The following is an 18,328-nucleotide window of genomic DNA, read 5'->3' on the forward strand; positions in this document are numbered from 1 at the left end:
CACACGATCCACAACGCAACCTTGGGAGGGGTTCATGAACCGTCGCTGGTTCCTATTTTCTGCAACCGCTATTTCGCTTGGCATCGCTGTCGGGCTGCTTTCGCCCGCGCACGCATTGGCGGAAACCGAGGCGGTGATCGTGATCGGGCGTCAGGAGTCGGGCGCCGCCAGCTATGATCCGATCCGCGCCGTCACCCTCAACATGGCCGCCGGGCTGATCTACGACCGCCTCGTCGAGCAGGCTGCCGACCAGTCCTATCATCCGCATCTCGCCAGCTCCTGGGAAGTCAGCCCCGACGGTATGAGCTGGACCTTCGAATTACGCAAAGACGTGACCTTTACCGACGGCGAGCCGTTCAACGCCCAGACCATCGCCTGGTGGATTCCCAAGTTCAAAGGCACCGAAAACGAATACATGGTCGATGCCATCGAGCGCGTCGAGGTCGTCGCCGACCACACAGTACGCTTCGTCCTGAAGCGTCCCGAGCCGAACCTGATCTTTAACCTCGCCATGACGAACATGGGCGTCCCGAGCCCGAAGGCATATGAGGCGGGCGGCCAGGACTACGGCGTGACCGAGGCCGTCGGCACCGGCCCCTACAAGCTCGAGAGCTTCGTCGTCGGCCAGGAAACCGTGCTCGTCGCCAATGAGGACTACAGCTGGGGCAGCGCGCTGACGGAAAACAAAAGCGCACCGTACATCAAGCGCCTGACCGCGCGCGAAATCCCCGACGCTTCGACCGCCTTCCTCGAACTCAAGACCGGCGGCGTCGACATGCTGCTCGACGTGCCGACCGACTTCCTGCCGCAGCTGAAGGGCGAGGCAGACATCGATCTGAGGGAGCTTCCGGGCTATGGCGTGACCCTCGTTACCATCAACACCCAGGCAGCCCCCTTCACCGACATCCGCGTGCGCCAGGCGACAGCACTTGCCATCGACCAGGCCTCGATCCTGAAGAGCGTCTATGGCGGGGTTGGCAAGGAGGCGCACCAGTTCCTGGTCGCCGCACTGGGCGAGGCACATGTCGATCCGGCACTGCAGATCAGGCATGACCCGGCCAAGGCAGCCAGCCTGCTCGACGAGGCCGGCTGGGCCCGCGGCGCCGACGGTGTTCGTGTCAAGGACGGCAAGCCGCTCACGGTCAAGCTGTGGGCCCGGGCCGACACCGAATACAAGCGCATGGCTGAGATCATCCAGGCACAGCTCAAGGCCGTCGGCGTGAAAGCCGAGATCACCGTGTTCGACGCCGGCACTTACCGCAGCCAGTTCCTCAAGCCCGAGCGCGAGCTGGTGCTTGCGCCTTATTCCTGGACCAACGCCGACATCCTCGACTGGTTCTTCAGCGCCAAGCGCCTGGATTCCTGGAACCTGTCGATGTGGAACGACCCGACGTCGGAGAAGCTGCGCGAACTCGCCATGTATGGCTCGAAGTCGTGGGATGAGCGCGTCGTCAACTTCCGGAACTTCCACGGCCAGCTGCTCGCCAATTTCGTCGGTGTACCGGTGCACGAACCGGCCCAGACGATGGTTTTCAACAAGACGAGGCTTTCGGTACCCCAGCCGTTCCGGGCGCCCTACTCGCTCGTCGACGTCAAACCCGCCGACTGACGGCCAGACGTAACCTGAACCGAAAGACGGCATCGGACCATGATGCGGCGCAAAAGTGCCGCATGCCTGCCACCGCACGCAGCAATGAAAGACACCGCAATGCACAGCACGGAAAAATCCGCCACCAACCTCGCAACCACGCTGGAAGACCACCTGAATGCAGAGATGGAGCGCAGCAAGATCCCTGGGCTTGGCGTGGCCATCGTCCGCGACGGGCAGGTCCTGCATATCGGTGGCTACGGCCTGGCCGATGTCGAGCACAACGTGCCCGCATCATCAGACAGCATCTTCCACTCGGGCTCGACCGGCAAGATGTTCACCGCCGCCGCCGTGCTGCTTCTGGTGCAGCAGGGGCGTCTCAAGCTCGACGATCCGGTCAGGCGCTACCTGATCGAGACGCCGGAGAGCTGGGCCGCGATGACGATCCGCCAGTTGCTGACGATGATGAGTGGCCTCGGCAATTTCAGCGATGCCTTCGCCCCGGCGCCGATCGAAAACGACGTCGTGCCGCTCAACCTCTGGCAGGACCACAGCGACGCGCAGCTGCTGGCACTGGCCAGCCTGTCGCCGTTGGCCTTCGCGCCTGGCGAAAGCTACCGCTATTCGAACACCAGCTACATCGTGGCGTCGCTGATCGTCGCCCGCGTCGGCGGCAAGCCCTATTACGCGCTGCTGCGCGAACTGCTGTTTGGACCTGCAGGCATGGCCAGCGCCCGCGACGCCAGCTGGACCGATATCGTACCGAACCGCGCGCAGGGCTACAGCCGCGACAATGGTGAGCTGCGCAACCGCTGCTGGACTGCACCGACATTGCTGCGCACCGGCGATGGTGGGTTGTTTTTCTCGCCGCGCGACATCGCCCATTGGTTCATCGAGCTCGACCGGCCGCAGGTCTTCCGCCCCGACATCGTTGCCGAGATGTTCGAGCCGGCGCAGATGAACGACGGTCGCCCGGCGATCAATGGCTATGCGCTCGGCTGGCAGAACTCCGAGATCCGCGGGCAGCGCAAGATCCGGCATGGCGGCACCTGGTACGGCTTCCGCGCCGAGCTCGCCCGTTTTCCCGCGCAGAAGCTGTCGGTCGCAGTGCTGGCCAACATCGACGACGCCCAGGTCGCGCGCATCGCCCAGCAAATCGCCGGCATTGTCGACCCTAGCGTGGCCTCATACGAACCTATTGCCGATGGCGTGCCCGATCGCACAAAGGCGGATGACTGTCTGATCAGGGCTATCGCCGCACGCACAGCACCACGCGACGCCTTCACCGCCGAAGCCTGGCAGCTCTGGAGCGATCGCTGGCTCGAACAGGTCCTCGTCGAGAGCGAATCCGACCTCGGCCCGGCGCCGCTCGAACTCATCGACGACGACGGCACCGGCCGGCGCCGCTACCGCCTGCCGACCGGGCGCTATCACATGCACTGGAGCGTCGACCGGCAGGCGGACGGCCGCGTCAGCGCGATGCGCTTTCACATGGAATGATCCCGGGGATCAGCCGGCGTCGCCTCGCGTCCAGTAGGCCGAGGCGATCGTCTGGTCTCGGCCCAGCGACAGATCGCTGCGCCAGTGGTCGCGCACCCGTTTTGCCGCTGCGGCTTCCGCCGCAAACCAGCCGAAGCCTGTTACCTGCTCCGGCCAGGCAACCGACATGACCGCATCGGCGAGGGCGGTGCTCTCGCCGCCTGCTACACCGTTGCGGTACAGCCACTTCACCTCGACCGCGGTCAGATTGTCGATCTGCTGGCGTTCGCCCTCGTCAGCGACTTCGATGAAGGCGATGCCGCGCGTCGTTGCCGGCAGGCTCTCCAGCATCCGCCCGACCGCCGGCAGGCCGGTTTCGTCGGCACCCATGACAAACCAGTCGGCCGGCCTGAGCGGACGTCCGACCGGCCCCAAAATGCCGACTTTGTCACCCTCGCGCGCTGCCGATGCCCAGTTGGAACCGACGCTCTCGCCTTCGTGGATCAGGAAATCGACGTCGAAATGCCCGCCGGCCACTTCCAGCCGGCGGATGGTGTAGACTCGCGACGGTGGGCGCCTGTTTTCGTCGGGCCAAGACACAAGGCCGTTGTTGCCGCGCACCGGCCAGACCGGATTCGGCACACTGGCCGTCGGAAACAGCATGCGAATGTGCAGACCGCCAAACGAGGCGAAGCGTTCGAGATTGGGCGCCTTGAGCCGGATGCGCTTCATATGCGGCGTCAGGTCGATCGCGTTGACGACGGTCGCCAGGCGAAACTGCTCCAGCTCGCCTTGGCCCGATAGGTCGCCCTGCCACACGATCTGCGGCTGGCTCTCTCTGGCGTAGAACTCCACCGACGTCGCCATCAAATCCTTGAGCCGGGCCAGGCCGTCGGGATGCGATGACCTGGCCCGCATGATCAGCGCCCCCTTGGGCATGACCAACGAGGCCTCGCCAAAGAGGAAGCGGAAATTGACGGCATCGCCCTCTGCGCTTGCGCTCGCGTCAAAGCTCTCCAGCCGATCGCGGATCTTCTCCAGTTGATCGGGAGAAAGTTGCAGCTGCAGTTCGGCGCGGGATTGAAGGTCAGTCATGTCAGTTCGCTTCCGGTTCGTGTCGCTTCCACCCCCAGGTCGTCCACCTGGCAAATTGCTGGCTGAATGTGCGGAGCCGCACCGAGCTGGCTCGACGGGTACTGTCCGCGTCATGGGCTTGAATATTTAAACTTGAATATGATAGTCAAGTTAAATCGTTGCCGCAGCCTCCGGACAGGACCGATGACATGGACCGTGTAGAGCCCTTCAGCTTCCTGGCAGACGCGCAGACATTGCTCCGGTCGCGCGCCATTGCTCGCGCGGCCCTGCTTTGCCTGCTGCTCGCTGCACTCACCACGCTGGCGCATGCCGGCACGGTCATCGATTCGACTGGACAGATGGTCAGCGTCACCGGCGGCCGAACGCCAGGATCTCTACTCATCCAGTTGATGAGTGACGGTTTTGGCCGACCGACGGCGGAGCAGGTGTTTCCGTCCCGGCGTTGAGCACCGAGCCTAAGGCAGCGAATCGGGCGCCGGTCGCGCTCGACGGCGCCCTGATGACCGGCTGCGGTCCATGCACGGCGGACGCGCTGCCCACTTGGCCGGCACGCTCGATACGGATGAAATGGCTGCGCCGACAATGCGAGCGGATGCGGCCTCACTCGTGATGTGACGAAGGAAAACTGCTTGGTCAGGACAACGTAGCGGCCTGCAGGCCACTGTCTCTAACGTGCTGATTTGGTGAAGAAATTTGGTGGAGCCAAGCGGGATCGAACCGCTGACCTCCTGCATGCCATGCAGGCGCTCTCCCAGCTGAGCTATGGCCCCACACCGGCCTTGGCCGGGCGCCGTTTCCGGCGAAGGTCGGCGCGAATTTGTCGTCCGCGCCGGTGTTGTTGGGCGGCTTCTAGCGCCGCATTCGACCATTGGCAAGCCTTGATCGAAACCTTTTTTCGGTTTCCCGAAAAGCCGTGTCAGATCTCGTCGTCGTCGTCGCCGACGCCGATCATGTCGGAGACGTCGTCGTCTTCCTCTTCCTCGTCGGCGAGGAACGTGTCGTCGTCATCGTCGCCCAGGTCGACATCATCGTCGTCCAGATCCGGCAGGTCGTCGCCGCCCTTGGCCTCGTCGTCGGCGTCCTCCAGGGACACGACCTCTGCGCCTTCATCCTCGGCGTCGAGCTCCTTGGCGTCGGCTTCCTCTTCCTCTTCCATGATGGCGGCGATCTTGCCATCGTCGAAGTAGGAGCGCGGATAGGCCTTGCCGGTGTAGGGCGAGACGATCGGGTCCTTGTTCAGATCATAGAATTTACGTCCCGTTTCCGGGTCGACACGTTTGGTGCCAAGTTCGGGTTTTGCCACGTCAGGCCTCGTCTTGTCGCTTTTTGGACCCCTTAGCCGCAGTTTGGGGCGCTGTCAAAGCCAAATCCCCCGGCAGGGGCGATGGGGGATGACCGTTGCGGCAATCGATGCTACGACACCGCCGCAATCATTGGGAAAGCCCGGTTTCGCGGGGCGTCCCGCACGAGGAACCACCATGTCGCATCAAGCTGTGCCGCAGCCGGCCGTCGCCCGGAAGTCGAAATCCCTGTCTGGAACCGCCCGCGTTCCTGGCGACAAGTCGATTTCGCACCGCTCCTTCATGTTTGGCGGCCTGGCTTCCGGCGAAACCCGCATCACCGGCCTGCTCGAGGGCGAGGACGTGATGCGCACCGGCGACGCGATGAAGGCGATGGGTGCCCATATCGAGAAGCATGGCGACGAATGGGTCATCAAGGGCACCGGCAACGGCGCGCTCTTGCAGGCCGAGGCGCCGCTCGACTTCGGCAATGCCGGCACCGGCTCGCGCCTGACCATGGGCCTCGTCGGCACCTATGACATGGAAACCACCTTCATTGGCGATGCCTCGCTGTCGGGCCGGCCGATGGGCCGCGTACTCGATCCGCTGCGCCAGATGGGCGTCCAGGTGCTGAACGCTTCGCCCGGCGACCGCATGCCGCTGACGCTGCGCGGCCCGCGTCAGGCAGCGCCGATCAGCTATCGGGTGCCGATGGCCTCGGCCCAGGTCAAGTCGGCCGTGCTGCTTGCCGGCCTCAACACGCCAGGAATCACCACCGTCATCGAGCCGGTGATGACCCGCGACCACACCGAAAAGATGCTCAAGGGCTTCGGCGCCAACATCGAAGTCCAGACCGACGAGCAGGGCGTGCGCCACATCTTCATCGAAGGCCAGGGCAAGCTGACCGGCCAGGTCATCGCAGTGCCGGGCGACCCGTCCTCAGCCGGTTTCCCGTTGGTCGCGGCGCTGATCGTGCCGGGCTCCGACATCACCATTGAGAATGTGCTGATGAACCCGACCCGCACCGGCCTGATCACCACGCTGATCGAGATGGGCGGGTCGATCGAGATCCTCAACCGCCGCAATGCCGGCGGCGAAGACGTCGCCGATTTGCGCGTCCGCGGCTCCGAGCTCAAGGGCGTCAAGGTCCCGGCCGAACGCGCACCGTCGATGATCGACGAATACCCGGTCCTCGCCGTCGCCGCCTGCTTCGCCGAGGGCGAAACGCTGATGCAGGGGCTGGAAGAGCTGCGGGTCAAGGAATCCGACCGCCTGGCAGCGGTTGCCCGCGGCCTCGAAGCCAATGGCGCCGACTGCACCGAAGGCGAGACAACGCTGTCCGTCCGCGGCGTGCCCGGCGGCAAGGGCCTCGGCGGCGGCACCGTCAAGACCCATCTCGACCACCGTATCGCCATGAGCTTCCTGGTCATGGGCCTGGCTGCCGAAAAGCCCGTCACCGTCGACGACCAGGCGATGATCGCAACCAGCTTCCCCGAGTTCATGGGCCTGATGGCAAATCTGGGTGCAGAGATCGAATAAGCCCCTTAAGTTCGGCAGGACCAACGAGGAGCGAGCCTATGTCTGACAAAGTAGCAATGATCGTCGGCGGCGGCAGCGGCATGGGTGCCGCGGCGGCGCGCAAGCTGGCAGCCGACGGCTATTCGGTCGCCGTCCTGTCGTCCTCCGGCAAGGGCGAGGCCTTGGCCAAGGAGCTCGGCGGGCTCGGCTTCACCGGGTCCAACCAGTCGAACGACGACCTCAAGCGCTTCGTCGACCTGACGATGGAAAAGTGGGGCCGCATCGACGTGCTGGTCAACGGCGCAGGCCACGGCCCGCGGGCGCCGCTGCTGGAGATCACCGACGAGCAGTGGCACACCGGCATCGACGTCTATTTCATGAATGTCGTGCGCGCGACGCGCCTCGTTGCGCCTGTCATGGTTGCCCAGAAGGGCGGCGCCATCGTCAACATCTCGACCGCCTGGGTCGGCGAACCGGCGGCGATGTTCCCGACGTCGGCCGTGGCACGCGCCGGTCTTGCAGCCTACACCAAGCTCTTCGCTGACCAGTACGCCCCGCACAATGTCCGCATGAACAATGTGCTGCCGGGCTGGATCGACAGCCTGCCGCAGACCGACGAGCGCCGCGACGGCGTGCCGATGCAGCGCTACGGCACCTCCCAGGAGATCGCCGCGACGATTGCCTTCCTTGCCTCGGAGGGCGCCGCCTACATCACCGGGCAGAGCCTGAAGGTCGATGGCGGCCTGATGCGCGGCGTCTGACCAGGGATCTCGCCAGGACATGCCTGCTTCGATCACCATCGCCATCGACGGCCCGGCTGGCGCCGGCAAGGGTACGCTCGCCCGCCGGCTCGCCGACTACTACCACCTGGCGCTGCTCGACACCGGGCTGACCTATCGCGCCGTCGCCCACATGCTGATCGAAAAGGGCTGGCCGCTCGACGACGTGGCGCATGCCATCGAGGCGGCGAAGCTCGTCGATCTCGGCCATCTCGACCGCAAGGTGCTGTCGGCGCATGCGGTCGGCGAGGCGGCATCAAAGGTCGCCGTCATCCCCGAGGTGCGCAAGATCCTGGTCGACAAGCAGCGTGCATTCGCCAAGGCGCCGCAAGGTGCGGTGCTCGACGGCCGCGACATCGGCACGGTCGTCTGCCCGGATGCCGACGTGAAGCTCTATGTCACGGCCAGCGCCGAGGTCCGCGCCCAGCGCCGGCTGGCCGAGATCGAGGCCAATGGCGGCAGCGCCGATTTCACCGGGATTCTCGCTGATATCGTCCGCCGTGACGAGCGCGACACCGGCCGCGCCGACTCCCCGCTCAGGCCCGCCGACGACGCGCACTTGCTCGATACGTCAGAAATGGATATAGAAGCCGCGTTTTCCGCAGCCAGGGATATCGTTGATCGGGCCCTTGGCAGTTGAAGGCACGGCTGAAGCCTCAGGGCTTCGCTACTTAACCGACCTGTCCGCATTCTTCTTGCGCCGATTTGCCGCTTTGGGCGGCCAAGGGCTTATTGCCCGGGATGTTGGCAGGCCAACGCAACGCTAACCCACGGCGCCGCTCCCGCAAGCCGGGACGCACCAGGAGATCCAATGTCACAAGCTAATCCCTCCCGCGACGATTTCGCGAGCCTGCTCGAAGAGTCCTTCTCGGACGGTCATTCGGGCGAAGGCCAGGTCGTCAAGGGCATCGTCACGGCCATCGAAAAAGACATGGCCATCATCGACGTCGGCCTGAAGGTCGAAGGTCGCGTTCCGCTGAAGGAATTCGGCGCCAAGGCCAAGGACGGCTCGCTCAAGGTCGGCGACACCGTCGAGGTTTATGTCGAGCGCATCGAAAACGCGCTTGGCGAAGCCATGCTGTCGCGCGACAAGGCTCGCCGCGAAGAGAGCTGGGTCAAGCTCGAAGAGAAGTTCACCAAGGGTGAGCGCGTCGAAGGCGTCATCTTCAACCAGGTCAAGGGCGGCTTCACCGTCGATCTGGACGGCGCCGTTGCCTTCCTGCCGCGTTCGCAGGTCGACATCCGTCCGATCCGCGACGTCACCCCGCTCATGCACAACCCGCAGCCCTTCGAGATCCTCAAGATGGATCGCCGTCGTGGCAACATCGTCGTGTCGCGCCGCACCGTTCTCGAAGAGAGCCGTGCAGAGCAGCGCTCCGAAATCGTCCAGAACCTCGAAGAGGGTCAGGTTGTCGAGGGCGTGGTCAAGAACATCACCGACTACGGTGCGTTCGTTGACCTCGGCGGCATCGACGGCCTGCTGCACGTCACCGACATGGCCTGGCGCCGCGTCAACCATCCGACCGAAATCCTCAACATCGGTCAGACGGTCAAGGTGCAGATCATCCGCATCAACCAGGAAACCCACCGCATCTCGCTCGGCATGAAGCAGCTCGAGTCGGATCCGTGGTCGGACATCGGCACCAAGTTCCCGATCGGCAAAAAGATCACCGGCACCGTCACGAACATCACCGACTACGGTGCGTTCGTCGAGCTCGAGCCGGGCATCGAAGGCCTCATCCACGTTTCGGAAATGTCGTGGACCAAGAAGAACGTGCACCCCGGCAAGATCCTGTCGACCACCCAGCAGGTCGACGTGGTCGTGCTCGAAGTGGATCCGGCCAAGCGCCGCATCTCGCTCGGCCTCAAGCAGACGCTCGAGAATCCGTGGGAAGCTTTCGCCCGTAACCACCCGGTCGGCACCGAAGTCGAAGGCGAAGTCAAGAACAAGACCGAATTCGGCCTGTTCATCGGTCTCGACGGCGACGTCGACGGCATGGTGCACCTGTCCGACCTCGACTGGAACCGTCCGGGCGAGCAGGTCATCGAAGAGTACAACCGTGGCGACATGGTCAAGGCTCAGGTTCTCGACGTCGACATCGAGAAGGAGCGCATCTCGCTCGGCATCAAGCAGCTCGGCAAGGACGCCGTCGGTGAAGCTTCGACCTCTGGCGAACTGCGCAAGAACGCCGTCGTCACCTGCGAAGTGATCGCGATCAAGGATGGTGGCCTCGAAGTCCGTCTTGTCGAGAGCGGCATCGAGACCTTCATCAAGCGCGCCGACCTGTCGCGCGACCGTGACGAGCAGCGCCCTGAGCGCTTCGTCGTCGGCCAGAAGGTTGACGCCCGCGTCATCGCTTTCGACAAGAAGACCCGCAAGCTGCAGGTCTCGATCAAGGCGCTGGAAATCGCCGAAGAGAAGGAAGCAGTCGCTCAGTACGGCTCGACCGACTCCGGCGCTTCGCTCGGCGACATCCTCGGCGCAGCCCTGAAGAACCGCAACAACTGAGCCAACAGCTCATTGTCGTGAACTGAATGACCCCGCCGGAGCGATCCGGTGGGGTTTTTCTTTGTCTGATTGTCGTCGCCGGCCAGAAGTGATGCCGGAATGCTTCACGGCTCATCCGAATGCTTCCCGGCCGGGCATGATCGGCTTGTCCAAGGTTGCCGCGACAGGGAATTGCTGCGCATAAATCGCAGACTTGCCGCCCGCGTTCAGAGCCTGCCCATGCCCAGTTTGCGTTTTCTGACCGTCTTTTTCGTGTTGCTGGTCCTCTCAGGCTGCGGCGGCCGGGCCGTGCTTGGGCTCAATGACGGCAAGCAGGGCGAATCCGCTTCCGTCGTCCAGATCTATGTCTCGACAATGCGCGCCCGCTCGAATGACCTGTCGTTGCCCTATTCGGCGGAACGCGCCAAGCAGCTCAACTTCGCAAAGTTCGAGATCGGCATCCCAAGGACCCATGTCGCCGGCGAGGTCGAAAGCACGAGCCGCACGCCGAGCCCGGAACGCAATTTCATCGCCCGCACCTTCCAGCCCTATGACGACAAGACGCAGTTCGTCGCCGCCCTCGACGCCGACCTGATGCGACGTCCCGAGGCCGAGCGCGAAATCTTCATCTTCGTGCACGGCTACAACAACAACTTCGCCGACAGCATCTTCCGCAACGCCCAGATCGTCCACGACTACAAGGTCAAGGCGGTGGCGTTGCATTACGCCTGGCCGTCGGCCGGGTCGCTGCCGCTCTATGTCTACGACCGCGACAGCGCCGCATACAGCCGCGACGGCCTTGCCGACACCATCGAGATCGCCGCCCGCACCAAGGCCAAGCGCATCGTGCTCGTCGGCCACTCGATGGGCAGCTATGTGGTAATGGAGGCGCTGCGCAGCCTGTCGCTGAGCGGCCGCGGCAAATACATCAACCGCATCAACGGCCTGGTGCTTGCGGCACCCGATATCGACATCGACGTCTTCCAGAGCCAGCTGCGCGATATTGACGACCTGCCCGACCCGTTCATGATCCTGGTTTCGAAGCGCGACAAGGCGCTCAACCTGTCAGGCGGGCTAACTGGCGGCCATCCACGCGTCGGCAGCGGCGCCGACGTCGCAGCCCTCCAGGCCGAGAACATAACCGTGCTCGACACCTCCAACCTCGACGGCGGCAGCCATGGCGTCTTCGCCAGTTCGCCGACGCTGATGGCGTTGACGACCTCGGGCGGACTGATGAACGACGTCACCGACAGGGGCGAGGGCGCGCCGGCCGAGACGATCCTGGCCGACGGCGGCCAGGTCATCAAGGGCGCTGCCTCGCTTGTCATCTACCTGCCGGCCAAACTGCTTGGCGTACCCAATGGCGGCCTGCTGACACAGTAGGCGCGGCCACCATTCTGCTCGCGGCCTGACTTCGTTGCAGGCGATTGTGCCTACGCGCGGCCGTAGATCTCTGCCACCGTGCCGCTGGTGACCTGATTGGCCGGCGATGCCAGCTGCGCGATCGCAACAGCAGCCGCTTCGAGGCTGACCCATTTGGCGAAATCCGCCTTGGGCATCGCATCGCGATTGGCCTTGGTGTCGAGCGTCGACGGCGCCACGGCGTTGACCAGGATGTCGGCGCCCTTCAACTCCTCGGCCAGCGCCAGGGTCAGCGCCGCAACAGCTGCCTTGCTCACCGCATAAGCGGCCATGCCGCCGCCCTTGCGCGGCTCGATGCCGGCGCGGGCCGAAACGTTGACGATGCGCCCGCCAGCCTGGCCCGCAATCATTGCGCGCGCCGCCGCACGGCAGCACAGGAAGGCGGTCTTGGCGTTGATGTCCATCATCTGGTCGAACTGGGTCGGATCGACCTTGTCGATGGAGGCCATGTCGAAGCCACCCGCGGAATGGAGCGAAGCCCACAGGCCCGGAATGGCGTCGTAGAAAGCATCCACGGCTTTGGCGTCGGTCAAGTCGACGCTGGTGGCGACATGGACGCGATCATGACCGGCAAACTCGAACCCATCAGGCGCCTTGGCCCGGCTGATCGGCAAGTGGCAGATGGCGCCCTCGGCCAGCAGGTGCCTGGCAACCGCTGCCCCCAGCGCACCGGTCGCGCCGGTAACCACCACATGCCGGCCTTCGAAATTCTTGGTCATGATCAACTCCCGTAGTGGGCCGCGACGCAGCCTATTCTACGGTGACTTCTATCAGACAGGGTTTTCCCGTCGAGCGGGCCTTCTTGAGCGCCACACCCAGCAGGTCGACACTCTGCAATCGCTCCGCCTCAAGCCCATAGGCCTGCGCGATCAGCACGAAATCCGGCGGCACCGGCGACACGCCAACGGGTTCGACCCCAGCGTCGAGCATCGAGGTCTCGATCTCGCGATAACCGCGGTTGTTCCAGACGACGAAGATGACGGGTGCTGCCGCATCGAGCGCAGCACCCAGCTCCGGCAGAGTGAACTGGAATCCGCCATCGCCGCTGAGACAGACGACTGGCGCATCGGGGACGGCAAGGGCTGCGCCGATCGCCGCCGGCGGCCCGAAGCCGAGTGCGCCATAGCCCGTCGCGGCGTTGAACCAACCGCCCGGCCGGTCATGGTCGTAGTAGAGATTGGCGGCATAGACCGGCTGGGTGGAATCGCCGACGATCATCGCGCCCGGCAAGGCGTCGCGGATCACTTCAACGGCCTTGACCTGCGCCTGCATCGCCGGACCGATCTCCGTCCAGGCGCTTTCCCGCGCTGCCCGGGCGCGCGCCGCACCATCGGCCTTGCGCGCGTCGCCGATATCGTCCCCTATCCTCGCCAGCGCTGCCGCCGCATCGGCCTGGATCGAAACCGGTGCCGGGCGCCGTCCCAGCTGCATCTCGTCTATGTCGATGCGGATCAGCTTCTCCGGCATCACGAAGCCGCCGTCGCCATACATGTCGTAGTCGGTCGGGCCGAATTCGGTGCCGACGGCGATCACAAGATCGGCGTCGGCCATCAGCGCGCGCACAGCCTTGAGGCTCGGGCTTGCCGGCACGTTGAGCTCGTGCCCGTGCATCAGCCCGCGTCCATTGGCCGTGGTCACAACAGGCGCATCGAGCCTTGCCGCCAGGGCCGCAAGTTCGGCTCCGGCCCGCCGCGCCCCGCCGCCGGCAAGGATCAGCGGCCGTTTCGCGGCACTGATCAGCGGCCTGGCCTCGGCGATGACGCGTTCGCCCGGAACATGCACGGCGCCACGCTTCGGCAACGGCCGCAAACCGTCCGCCGGCAAGGCCATGACATCGAGCGGAATCTCGATATGCACCGGCCCCGGGCGCCGCGTCGCAAAGATCTCGAAGGCCTTGCCAATCGCACCGGGCAGTTCGGCCGCCTCGGTCACCCGCCGCGACGACAGCGCCACCTTCTCCATCATGCCACGCTGGTCGGGCAGCTCATGCAGGAAGCCCAGCCCCTTGCCGAGAGAGCCAAGCGCGTTGACGCCAGAGATGACCAGCATGGGCACAGAATCAGCGCGTGCCTGGGCCATGGCGGTGATGGTGTTGGTCAGGCCGGGGCCGGTGATGACAAAGGCGACGCCCGGGCGGCCCGAAGCACGGGCATAACCGTCGGCCATGAAACCGGCGCCCTGCTCGTGGCGCGGCGTGACGTGGCGAATGCTTGAGCGCGCCAGCCCGCGATAGAGTTCGATCGTGTGCACACCGGGAATGCCGAACACCGTGTCGACGCCATGCGCCTCCAGAAGCCCGATGAGCGCTTCGCCGATCGTCGTCATGCCACGTCTCCCTGTCGCAAGCTCAATCCCAGCATCGCCTCGACCGAGCCGATGCCGATCTCCGCCAGTTCGCCGCTGGCAAACATGTCGCCGGCGAGACAACCCTCCACCCACAAACCATCGATGATCGCATTGATGGCGATGGCGTGACGGCGCAATTCGCCCTCGCTCGCCTTCCGGCCGACATCGGCCAGCACCTTGGCCACCAGCGCCTCGACCTCGTCACGGAAGCCGAGATAACCGGCCCTGTGCGCCACGCCCAATGCCGGGTCGGAGCCGGCCCGGCCGATGAAGCTCGCCCACAAAGAGAATGTCCTGGCGTCGATGACCGGCGGCACCAGGCTGGCACCGACGAAGGCGGCGAGCCTCAGCCTCGGTTCCTCCTCGACGATCGCAAGCGCTGTCTTGGCGAGTTCGGTCATGCGTCCCATGATCGTCGCATAGGCTGCCTGCAGCAGCTCTTCCTTGCCCGGGAAATAGTGCCTGATCAGGCCTGCGGTGACGCCGGCGCGCAGAGCAATCGCCCTGACGGTGGCACCCTGCAGGCCGTTTTCGGCGACGCAATCCAGCGTCGCCTCGATCAGGTCCTGCCGCCGGCGCTCCTCGCCTTCGCGGCGGAATTTTCTCCGCGCAGCGACTGCCATGTCCACCTTCGCGTCTTGAGAAAAATCGCCGAAGCCGGCTTTTCGCAATATTTATACACTTGCATAACAACGTCGCAAGTGCCGTAATGGGCCGCATAAGAAGCGGGAAATGGCGCCGTTGACGCCGCAAGGCAGAAGGGTCCACTCTCCCCGCCCAGGGGAACATCGCGACGCGACCATGAGCAGCCGATTGCCAGCTGACGGGACAACGTTCATACGCCGGGGCCATCGCTGATGGTTGCGGTCGATGCAGCCAAGCACACTGCCCCGACCAGCGGTCTCGCCGCCGAAGCCATCCATGTCGAGAACCTGCACAAGAAGTTCGGCCAGTTGCATGTGCTGAAGGGCGTGTCGCTGTCGGCCCGCGATGGCGAGGTGGTGGCGATCATCGGCGGCTCGGGCTCCGGCAAGTCGACGCTGCTGCGCTGCATCAACTGCCTGGAAAACCCGACCAGCGGCATCATCCGGGTCAATGGCGAGGAGATCCGCCTCAAGCCCAATGGTTTTGGCGACAGCATCCCCGCCGACCGCCGTCAGATCGAGCGCATCCGCTCGCGCCTCGGCATGGTGTTCCAGAGCTTCAATTTGTGGAGCCACATGACGCTCCTGGAAAACGTCATCGAGGTGCCGGTGCATGTGCTGGGCATCAACCGCATGGACGCCATTGCAGAAGCCGAGCGGCTGCTCGCCCGTGTCGGCCTCGCCGAGAAACGCGACGTCTATCCGGCCTATCTCTCCGGCGGCCAGCAACAACGCGCGGCGATTGCGCGCGCGCTCGCTGTGCAGCCGCGCGTCATGCTTTTCGACGAGCCGACCTCGGCGCTCGATCCCGAGCTGGTCGGCGAAGTGCTCAAGGTCATCGGCGACCTCGCCCGCGAGGGCCGCACCATGGTGCTGGTCACCCACGAGATGAAGTTCGCCCGCGAGGTGGCGACGCATGTGATCTATCTCTTCAACGGGCAGGTCGAGGAGGAAGGGCCGCCCGAACAGATTTTCGGCGCGCCGAAGTCGGAACGCCTAAAGCAATTCATCCGCAGCATCGGCTAGCGCAGTCCCCGATGGAACGGACCATGCGCAAAACCCAGACGAGCGGACGAAATCAAGGGAACGTCAAAAACAAACGATAACGGGAGTGACAGCATGAAATCTCTGCTTGCAACTGTGGCCCTGGCCTTGGTTCTCGGCGCCGGAAGCGCCAGCGCCCAGTCGATCAAGGTCGGCATGGCGCCCGAACCCTACCCGCCCTTCGCCTCGCCCGACGCTTCCGGCAAATGGGGCGGCTGGGAAATGGACATGATCGAGGCGCTCTGCGCCGAAGCCAAGCTCCAGTGCGAGGTCACCATGACCGCCTGGGACGGCCTCATCCCGGCGCTCACCTCAAAGAAGATCGACGCCATCATCAACTCGATGTCGATCACCGACGAGCGCAAGAAGTCGATCGACTTCTCCGACAAATACTACAACACCCCGACCGGCATCATCGGCTCCAAGGACGCCAAGTTCGACGCCACGCCGGAAGGGCTGAAAGGCAAGATCATCGGCGTCCAGGTATCGACCGTGCACGAGGCCTACGCCAAGAAGCACTTCGGTTCCACCGCTGCCGAGATCAAGATCTACCAGACCCAGGACGAGGCCCAGGCCGACCTTGCGGCTGGCCGCATCGATGCAGTGCAGGCGGATTCGCTCTCGCTCAACACCTACCTCGCCACCGATGCCGGCAAGGCCTGCTGCGACATGAAGGGCGACGTCGCCGAAGACCTCGAAGTGCTCGGACCGGGCGTCGGCGTCGGCCTGCGCCAGGGCGACACCGAGCTGAAGGACAAGTTCAACGCCGCCATCAAGGGCATCCGCGACAACGGCAAATACGCCGAGATCACCAAGAAGTATTTCGACTTCGACATCTACGGCAAGTGAGCGGGCCGGCGCAGGGTGCCTTGGTCTGCCGCCATGATGTTTGCGATCCAAGCCCCTCTCCGCCTCGCTTCGCTCGGCACCTCTCCCCCACTTGCTGGGGGCGAGGAACCGAGCGTCTGCAAAGTCGCGCCAAACTTCCTGGACAGGCGCCACCTTTCCCTTACGAAGTGGAAAAAGGTGGCGGGGACGGTGAGGGTGACTTTTGACGACCTCGTGTGCGAAGGACCACTGACATCGAGCATCTGCTGAACCCGCTGCTGCAAACGAGCGCCGTCGAGCTGCTTGCGATCTCGCCGCCCGGCTGGGGCGCCAACCTGTTGCGCGGGCTCACCAATTCGATCCAGATCGCGGTTGGCGCCTTCGGGCTTGGCCTCGCCATCGGCATCGCGGGCGCCTGGGGCAAGCTCTATGGCAGTCCTGTCGTGCGCGACCTGATGGAGATCTACACCACCTTCGTGCGTGCCGTGCCGGAGCTGGTGCTGATCCTGCTGCTCTATTATGCCGGCACCGACCTCATCAACCGGGCGCTCGAACAGTTCGGCTACGCCACCGTCGACATCTCCGGTCTCGCCGCCGGCATCGGCGTGCTCGGCATCGTCCAGGGCGCCTACGCCACAGAGGTCATCCGCGGCGCCATTCTGGCCATACCGCAGGGCCAGATCGAGGCGGCGCGCGCTTATGGCATGTCGCCGGGCAAGATGCTGCGCCGCATCACCCTGCCGGCGATGTTGCCCTTCGCCATTCCCGGCCTCGCCAACCTCTGGCTGATCGCCACCAAGGACACAGCCCTGCTCGCCGTCGTCGGCTTCAACGAGCTGACCCAGGAAACACGCCAAGCCGGCGCCACCACCAAGGCCTATTTCACCTTCTTCGTCGCAGCCGGCGTGCTCTACCTGCTGTTGACCCTGTTCTCCAACGTCATCATCGGCCGCATCGAGCGCTGGGCGCGGCGCGGCATGCCGCCGATCGCCGAGACCGGCCGATGAGCGCAACCACGCCCTTTGCAGCAGTGTCTGTTGCCCGCTCCGAGTGGCTGCAGCCGCACCGCATCGTGCTCATCGCCATCGCTGCAGCACTGGTGCTCTCGGCCGCCATCTTCATGCGCTGGGACTGGCTGCCCAAATATTACGACCTGGCGCTGCTCGGCATCTGGCGCACCATCTGGATCCTCGCCGTCACCGTGACGCTCGGCTTCATGCTTGCCGTGCCGCTCGGGCTCGCCCAGGCCGCAGGTCCGTTCTGGCTGGCCTGGCCGGCTAAGGCGTTCTGCACAGTCATCCGCGGCACGCCGCTGCTGCTGCAGCTCTGGCTGCTCTATTACGGCCTCGGCTCGCTGTTCCCGCAATATCCGTGGATCAGGCAATCCGAACTCTGGCCGATCCTGAGGCAGGCCTGGCCCTACGCCGTCGTTGCGCTGACGCTGTCTTATGCCGCCTATGAAGGCGAGGTGATGCGCGGGGCGTTCGCCGGCGTGCCGAGGGGGCAGCTCGAAGCGGCGCGCGCCTTCGGCATGAGCCCGTGGAAGCGCTTCCGCCGCATCTGGCTGCCGCAGGCGATCCATCGCGCCTTGCCGACGTTGGCCGGCGAAACCGTGCTGCAGCTCAAGGCAACGCCGCTCGTCGCCACAATCACCGTCATCGACATCTACGCGGTCGCCTCGCGCGTCCGCCAGGACACCTTCATCGTCTACGAGCCGCTGTTGCTGCTCGCCCTCATCTATCTGATCATCACCGGCATCCTCGTCTTCGGCTTCCGCAAGCTGGAGGCGAAGATTCCGTCCAGACTGGGATGACGCC

General features: G+C 64.6%; 17 protein-coding genes and 1 tRNA gene. 12 read left to right on the plus strand and 6 right to left on the minus strand.

The features are described 5' to 3' along the window. Positions 1-34: 34 nt before the first annotated feature. Together IG197_RS14080 and IG197_RS14085 are read left to right on the plus strand one after the other, a co-directional pair. The gene (locus IG197_RS14080) at positions 35-1,609 is read left to right on the plus strand and encodes an ABC transporter substrate-binding protein (protein ID WP_192312672.1); all 1,575 of its coding nucleotides are present in this window, start codon (positions 35-37) and stop codon (positions 1,607-1,609) included. Positions 1,610-1,708: 99 nt separating this feature from the next. Continuing rightward, positions 1,709-3,088 (plus strand): serine hydrolase, encoded by a 1,380-nt coding sequence (locus tag IG197_RS14085; RefSeq protein ID WP_192312673.1) that lies wholly within the window; start codon positions 1,709-1,711, stop codon positions 3,086-3,088. Positions 3,089-3,097: 9 nt separating this feature from the next. Here IG197_RS14085 and IG197_RS14090 read toward each other — a convergent pair whose 3' ends face one another. Continuing rightward, the gene (locus tag IG197_RS14090; RefSeq protein ID WP_192312674.1) at positions 3,098-4,162 is read right to left on the minus strand and encodes a siderophore-interacting protein; all 1,065 of its coding nucleotides are present in this window, start codon (positions 4,160-4,162) and stop codon (positions 3,098-3,100) included. A 188-nt stretch (positions 4,163-4,350) separates the two neighbouring features. Between IG197_RS14090 and IG197_RS14095 the strand changes: the two genes are divergently transcribed. Further along, positions 4,351-4,608 carry a hypothetical protein gene (locus IG197_RS14095; RefSeq protein ID WP_192312675.1) on the plus strand — a complete coding sequence of 86 codons (258 nt, stop codon included), beginning with the start codon at positions 4,351-4,353 and terminating at the stop codon, positions 4,606-4,608. Between the two features lie 248 nt (positions 4,609-4,856). Here the strand turns inward: IG197_RS14095 and IG197_RS14100 are convergent. Next, positions 4,857-4,932 (minus strand) — tRNA-Ala (locus IG197_RS14100). A 146-nt stretch (positions 4,933-5,078) separates the two neighbouring features. Beyond that, the gene (locus IG197_RS14105; RefSeq protein ID WP_067955590.1) at positions 5,079-5,465 is read right to left on the minus strand and encodes a TIGR02300 family protein; all 387 of its coding nucleotides are present in this window, start codon (positions 5,463-5,465) and stop codon (positions 5,079-5,081) included. Between the two features lie 175 nt (positions 5,466-5,640). Here IG197_RS14105 and aroA point away from each other — a divergent pair, with 175 nt between their 5' ends. The 5 genes from aroA to IG197_RS14130 all read left to right on the plus strand — a co-directional run bounded on the left by aroA (position 5,641) and on the right by IG197_RS14130 (position 11,610). Next, entirely contained in the window at positions 5,641-6,981 is a 1,341-nt protein-coding gene (aroA, locus tag IG197_RS14110) for a 3-phosphoshikimate 1-carboxyvinyltransferase (protein WP_192312676.1), read from the plus strand. 38 nt (positions 6,982-7,019) lie between these two features. Continuing rightward, on the plus strand, positions 7,020-7,721 hold the full coding sequence (locus tag IG197_RS14115; RefSeq protein WP_067955594.1) for an SDR family oxidoreductase: 702 nt from the start codon (positions 7,020-7,022) through the stop codon (positions 7,719-7,721). 19 nt (positions 7,722-7,740) lie between these two features. Further along, positions 7,741-8,379 carry a (d)CMP kinase gene (cmk, locus tag IG197_RS14120; RefSeq protein ID WP_067955596.1) on the plus strand — a complete coding sequence of 213 codons (639 nt, stop codon included), beginning with the start codon at positions 7,741-7,743 and terminating at the stop codon, positions 8,377-8,379. Between the two features lie 171 nt (positions 8,380-8,550). Further along, the gene (rpsA, locus tag IG197_RS14125; RefSeq protein ID WP_067955598.1) at positions 8,551-10,248 is read left to right on the plus strand and encodes a 30S ribosomal protein S1; all 1,698 of its coding nucleotides are present in this window, start codon (positions 8,551-8,553) and stop codon (positions 10,246-10,248) included. A 219-nt stretch (positions 10,249-10,467) separates the two neighbouring features. Then, the gene (locus IG197_RS14130; protein WP_192312678.1) at positions 10,468-11,610 is read left to right on the plus strand and encodes an alpha/beta hydrolase; all 1,143 of its coding nucleotides are present in this window, start codon (positions 10,468-10,470) and stop codon (positions 11,608-11,610) included. A 50-nt stretch (positions 11,611-11,660) separates the two neighbouring features. Here IG197_RS14130 and IG197_RS14135 read toward each other — a convergent pair whose 3' ends face one another. Genes IG197_RS14135 through IG197_RS14145 form a run of 3 tightly spaced genes read right to left on the minus strand, consistent with a single transcriptional unit; the run spans position 11,661 to position 14,618 of the window. Next, the gene (locus IG197_RS14135; protein WP_192312680.1) at positions 11,661-12,368 is read right to left on the minus strand and encodes an SDR family NAD(P)-dependent oxidoreductase; all 708 of its coding nucleotides are present in this window, start codon (positions 12,366-12,368) and stop codon (positions 11,661-11,663) included. A 31-nt stretch (positions 12,369-12,399) separates the two neighbouring features. Continuing rightward, positions 12,400-13,974 (minus strand): 5-guanidino-2-oxopentanoate decarboxylase, encoded by a 1,575-nt coding sequence (locus IG197_RS14140; protein ID WP_192312683.1) that lies wholly within the window; start codon positions 13,972-13,974, stop codon positions 12,400-12,402. After that, positions 13,971-14,618: a TetR family transcriptional regulator C-terminal domain-containing protein gene (locus IG197_RS14145; RefSeq protein WP_192312686.1), complete on the minus strand. Its 648-nt coding sequence runs from the start codon at positions 14,616-14,618 to the stop codon at positions 13,971-13,973. The genes IG197_RS14140 and IG197_RS14145 overlap by 4 nt, the downstream gene beginning before the upstream one ends. Before the next feature lie 234 nt (positions 14,619-14,852). Between IG197_RS14145 and IG197_RS14150 the strand changes: the two genes are divergently transcribed. The 4 genes from IG197_RS14150 to IG197_RS14165 all read left to right on the plus strand — a co-directional run bounded on the left by IG197_RS14150 (position 14,853) and on the right by IG197_RS14165 (position 18,324). After that, on the plus strand, positions 14,853-15,665 hold the full coding sequence (locus IG197_RS14150) for an ABC transporter ATP-binding protein (RefSeq protein WP_192312689.1): 813 nt from the start codon (positions 14,853-14,855) through the stop codon (positions 15,663-15,665). Between the two features lie 93 nt (positions 15,666-15,758). Continuing rightward, entirely contained in the window at positions 15,759-16,532 is a 774-nt protein-coding gene (locus tag IG197_RS14155; RefSeq protein WP_192312691.1) for a transporter substrate-binding domain-containing protein, read from the plus strand. A 257-nt stretch (positions 16,533-16,789) separates the two neighbouring features. Further along, positions 16,790-17,518 carry an ABC transporter permease gene (locus IG197_RS14160; RefSeq protein ID WP_192319759.1) on the plus strand — a complete coding sequence of 243 codons (729 nt, stop codon included), beginning with the start codon at positions 16,790-16,792 and terminating at the stop codon, positions 17,516-17,518. Beyond that, complete coding sequence (locus tag IG197_RS14165) at positions 17,515-18,324, plus strand: ABC transporter permease (RefSeq protein ID WP_192312694.1); 810 nt, start codon at positions 17,515-17,517, stop codon at positions 18,322-18,324. The genes IG197_RS14160 and IG197_RS14165 overlap by 4 nt, the downstream gene beginning before the upstream one ends. Positions 18,325-18,328: the final 4 nt, after the last annotated feature.

Origin of the sequence: Aminobacter sp. SR38 (assembly GCF_014843375.1) — a bacterium.
Taxonomy (GTDB): domain Bacteria; phylum Pseudomonadota; class Alphaproteobacteria; order Rhizobiales; family Rhizobiaceae; genus Aminobacter; species Aminobacter ciceronei.

Bases quoted from the DNA above. Each gene is read 5' to 3' on its own strand.
- IG197_RS14080 (WP_192312672.1), top strand. From the start codon at position 35: ATGAACCGTCGCTGGTTCCTATTTTCTGCAACCGCTATTTCGCTTGGC.
- IG197_RS14085 (WP_192312673.1), top strand. From the start codon at position 1,709: ATGCACAGCACGGAAAAATCCGCCACCAACCTCGCAACCACGCTGGAA.
- IG197_RS14090 (WP_192312674.1), bottom strand. From the start codon at position 4,162: ATGACTGACCTTCAATCCCGCGCCGAACTGCAGCTGCAACTTTCTCCC.
- IG197_RS14095 (WP_192312675.1), top strand. From the start codon at position 4,351: ATGGACCGTGTAGAGCCCTTCAGCTTCCTGGCAGACGCGCAGACATTG.
- aroA (WP_192312676.1), top strand. From the start codon at position 5,641: ATGTCGCATCAAGCTGTGCCGCAGCCGGCCGTCGCCCGGAAGTCGAAA.
- IG197_RS14115 (WP_067955594.1), top strand. From the start codon at position 7,020: ATGTCTGACAAAGTAGCAATGATCGTCGGCGGCGGCAGCGGCATGGGT.
- cmk (WP_067955596.1), top strand. From the start codon at position 7,741: ATGCCTGCTTCGATCACCATCGCCATCGACGGCCCGGCTGGCGCCGGC.
- rpsA (WP_067955598.1), top strand. From the start codon at position 8,551: ATGTCACAAGCTAATCCCTCCCGCGACGATTTCGCGAGCCTGCTCGAA.
- IG197_RS14130 (WP_192312678.1), top strand. From the start codon at position 10,468: ATGCCCAGTTTGCGTTTTCTGACCGTCTTTTTCGTGTTGCTGGTCCTC.
- IG197_RS14135 (WP_192312680.1), bottom strand. From the start codon at position 12,368: ATGACCAAGAATTTCGAAGGCCGGCATGTGGTGGTTACCGGCGCGACC.
- IG197_RS14140 (WP_192312683.1), bottom strand. From the start codon at position 13,974: ATGACGACGATCGGCGAAGCGCTCATCGGGCTTCTGGAGGCGCATGGC.
- IG197_RS14145 (WP_192312686.1), bottom strand. From the start codon at position 14,618: ATGGCAGTCGCTGCGCGGAGAAAATTCCGCCGCGAAGGCGAGGAGCGC.
- IG197_RS14150 (WP_192312689.1), top strand. From the start codon at position 14,853: ATGGTTGCGGTCGATGCAGCCAAGCACACTGCCCCGACCAGCGGTCTC.
- IG197_RS14155 (WP_192312691.1), top strand. From the start codon at position 15,759: ATGAAATCTCTGCTTGCAACTGTGGCCCTGGCCTTGGTTCTCGGCGCC.
- IG197_RS14165 (WP_192312694.1), top strand. From the start codon at position 17,515: ATGAGCGCAACCACGCCCTTTGCAGCAGTGTCTGTTGCCCGCTCCGAG.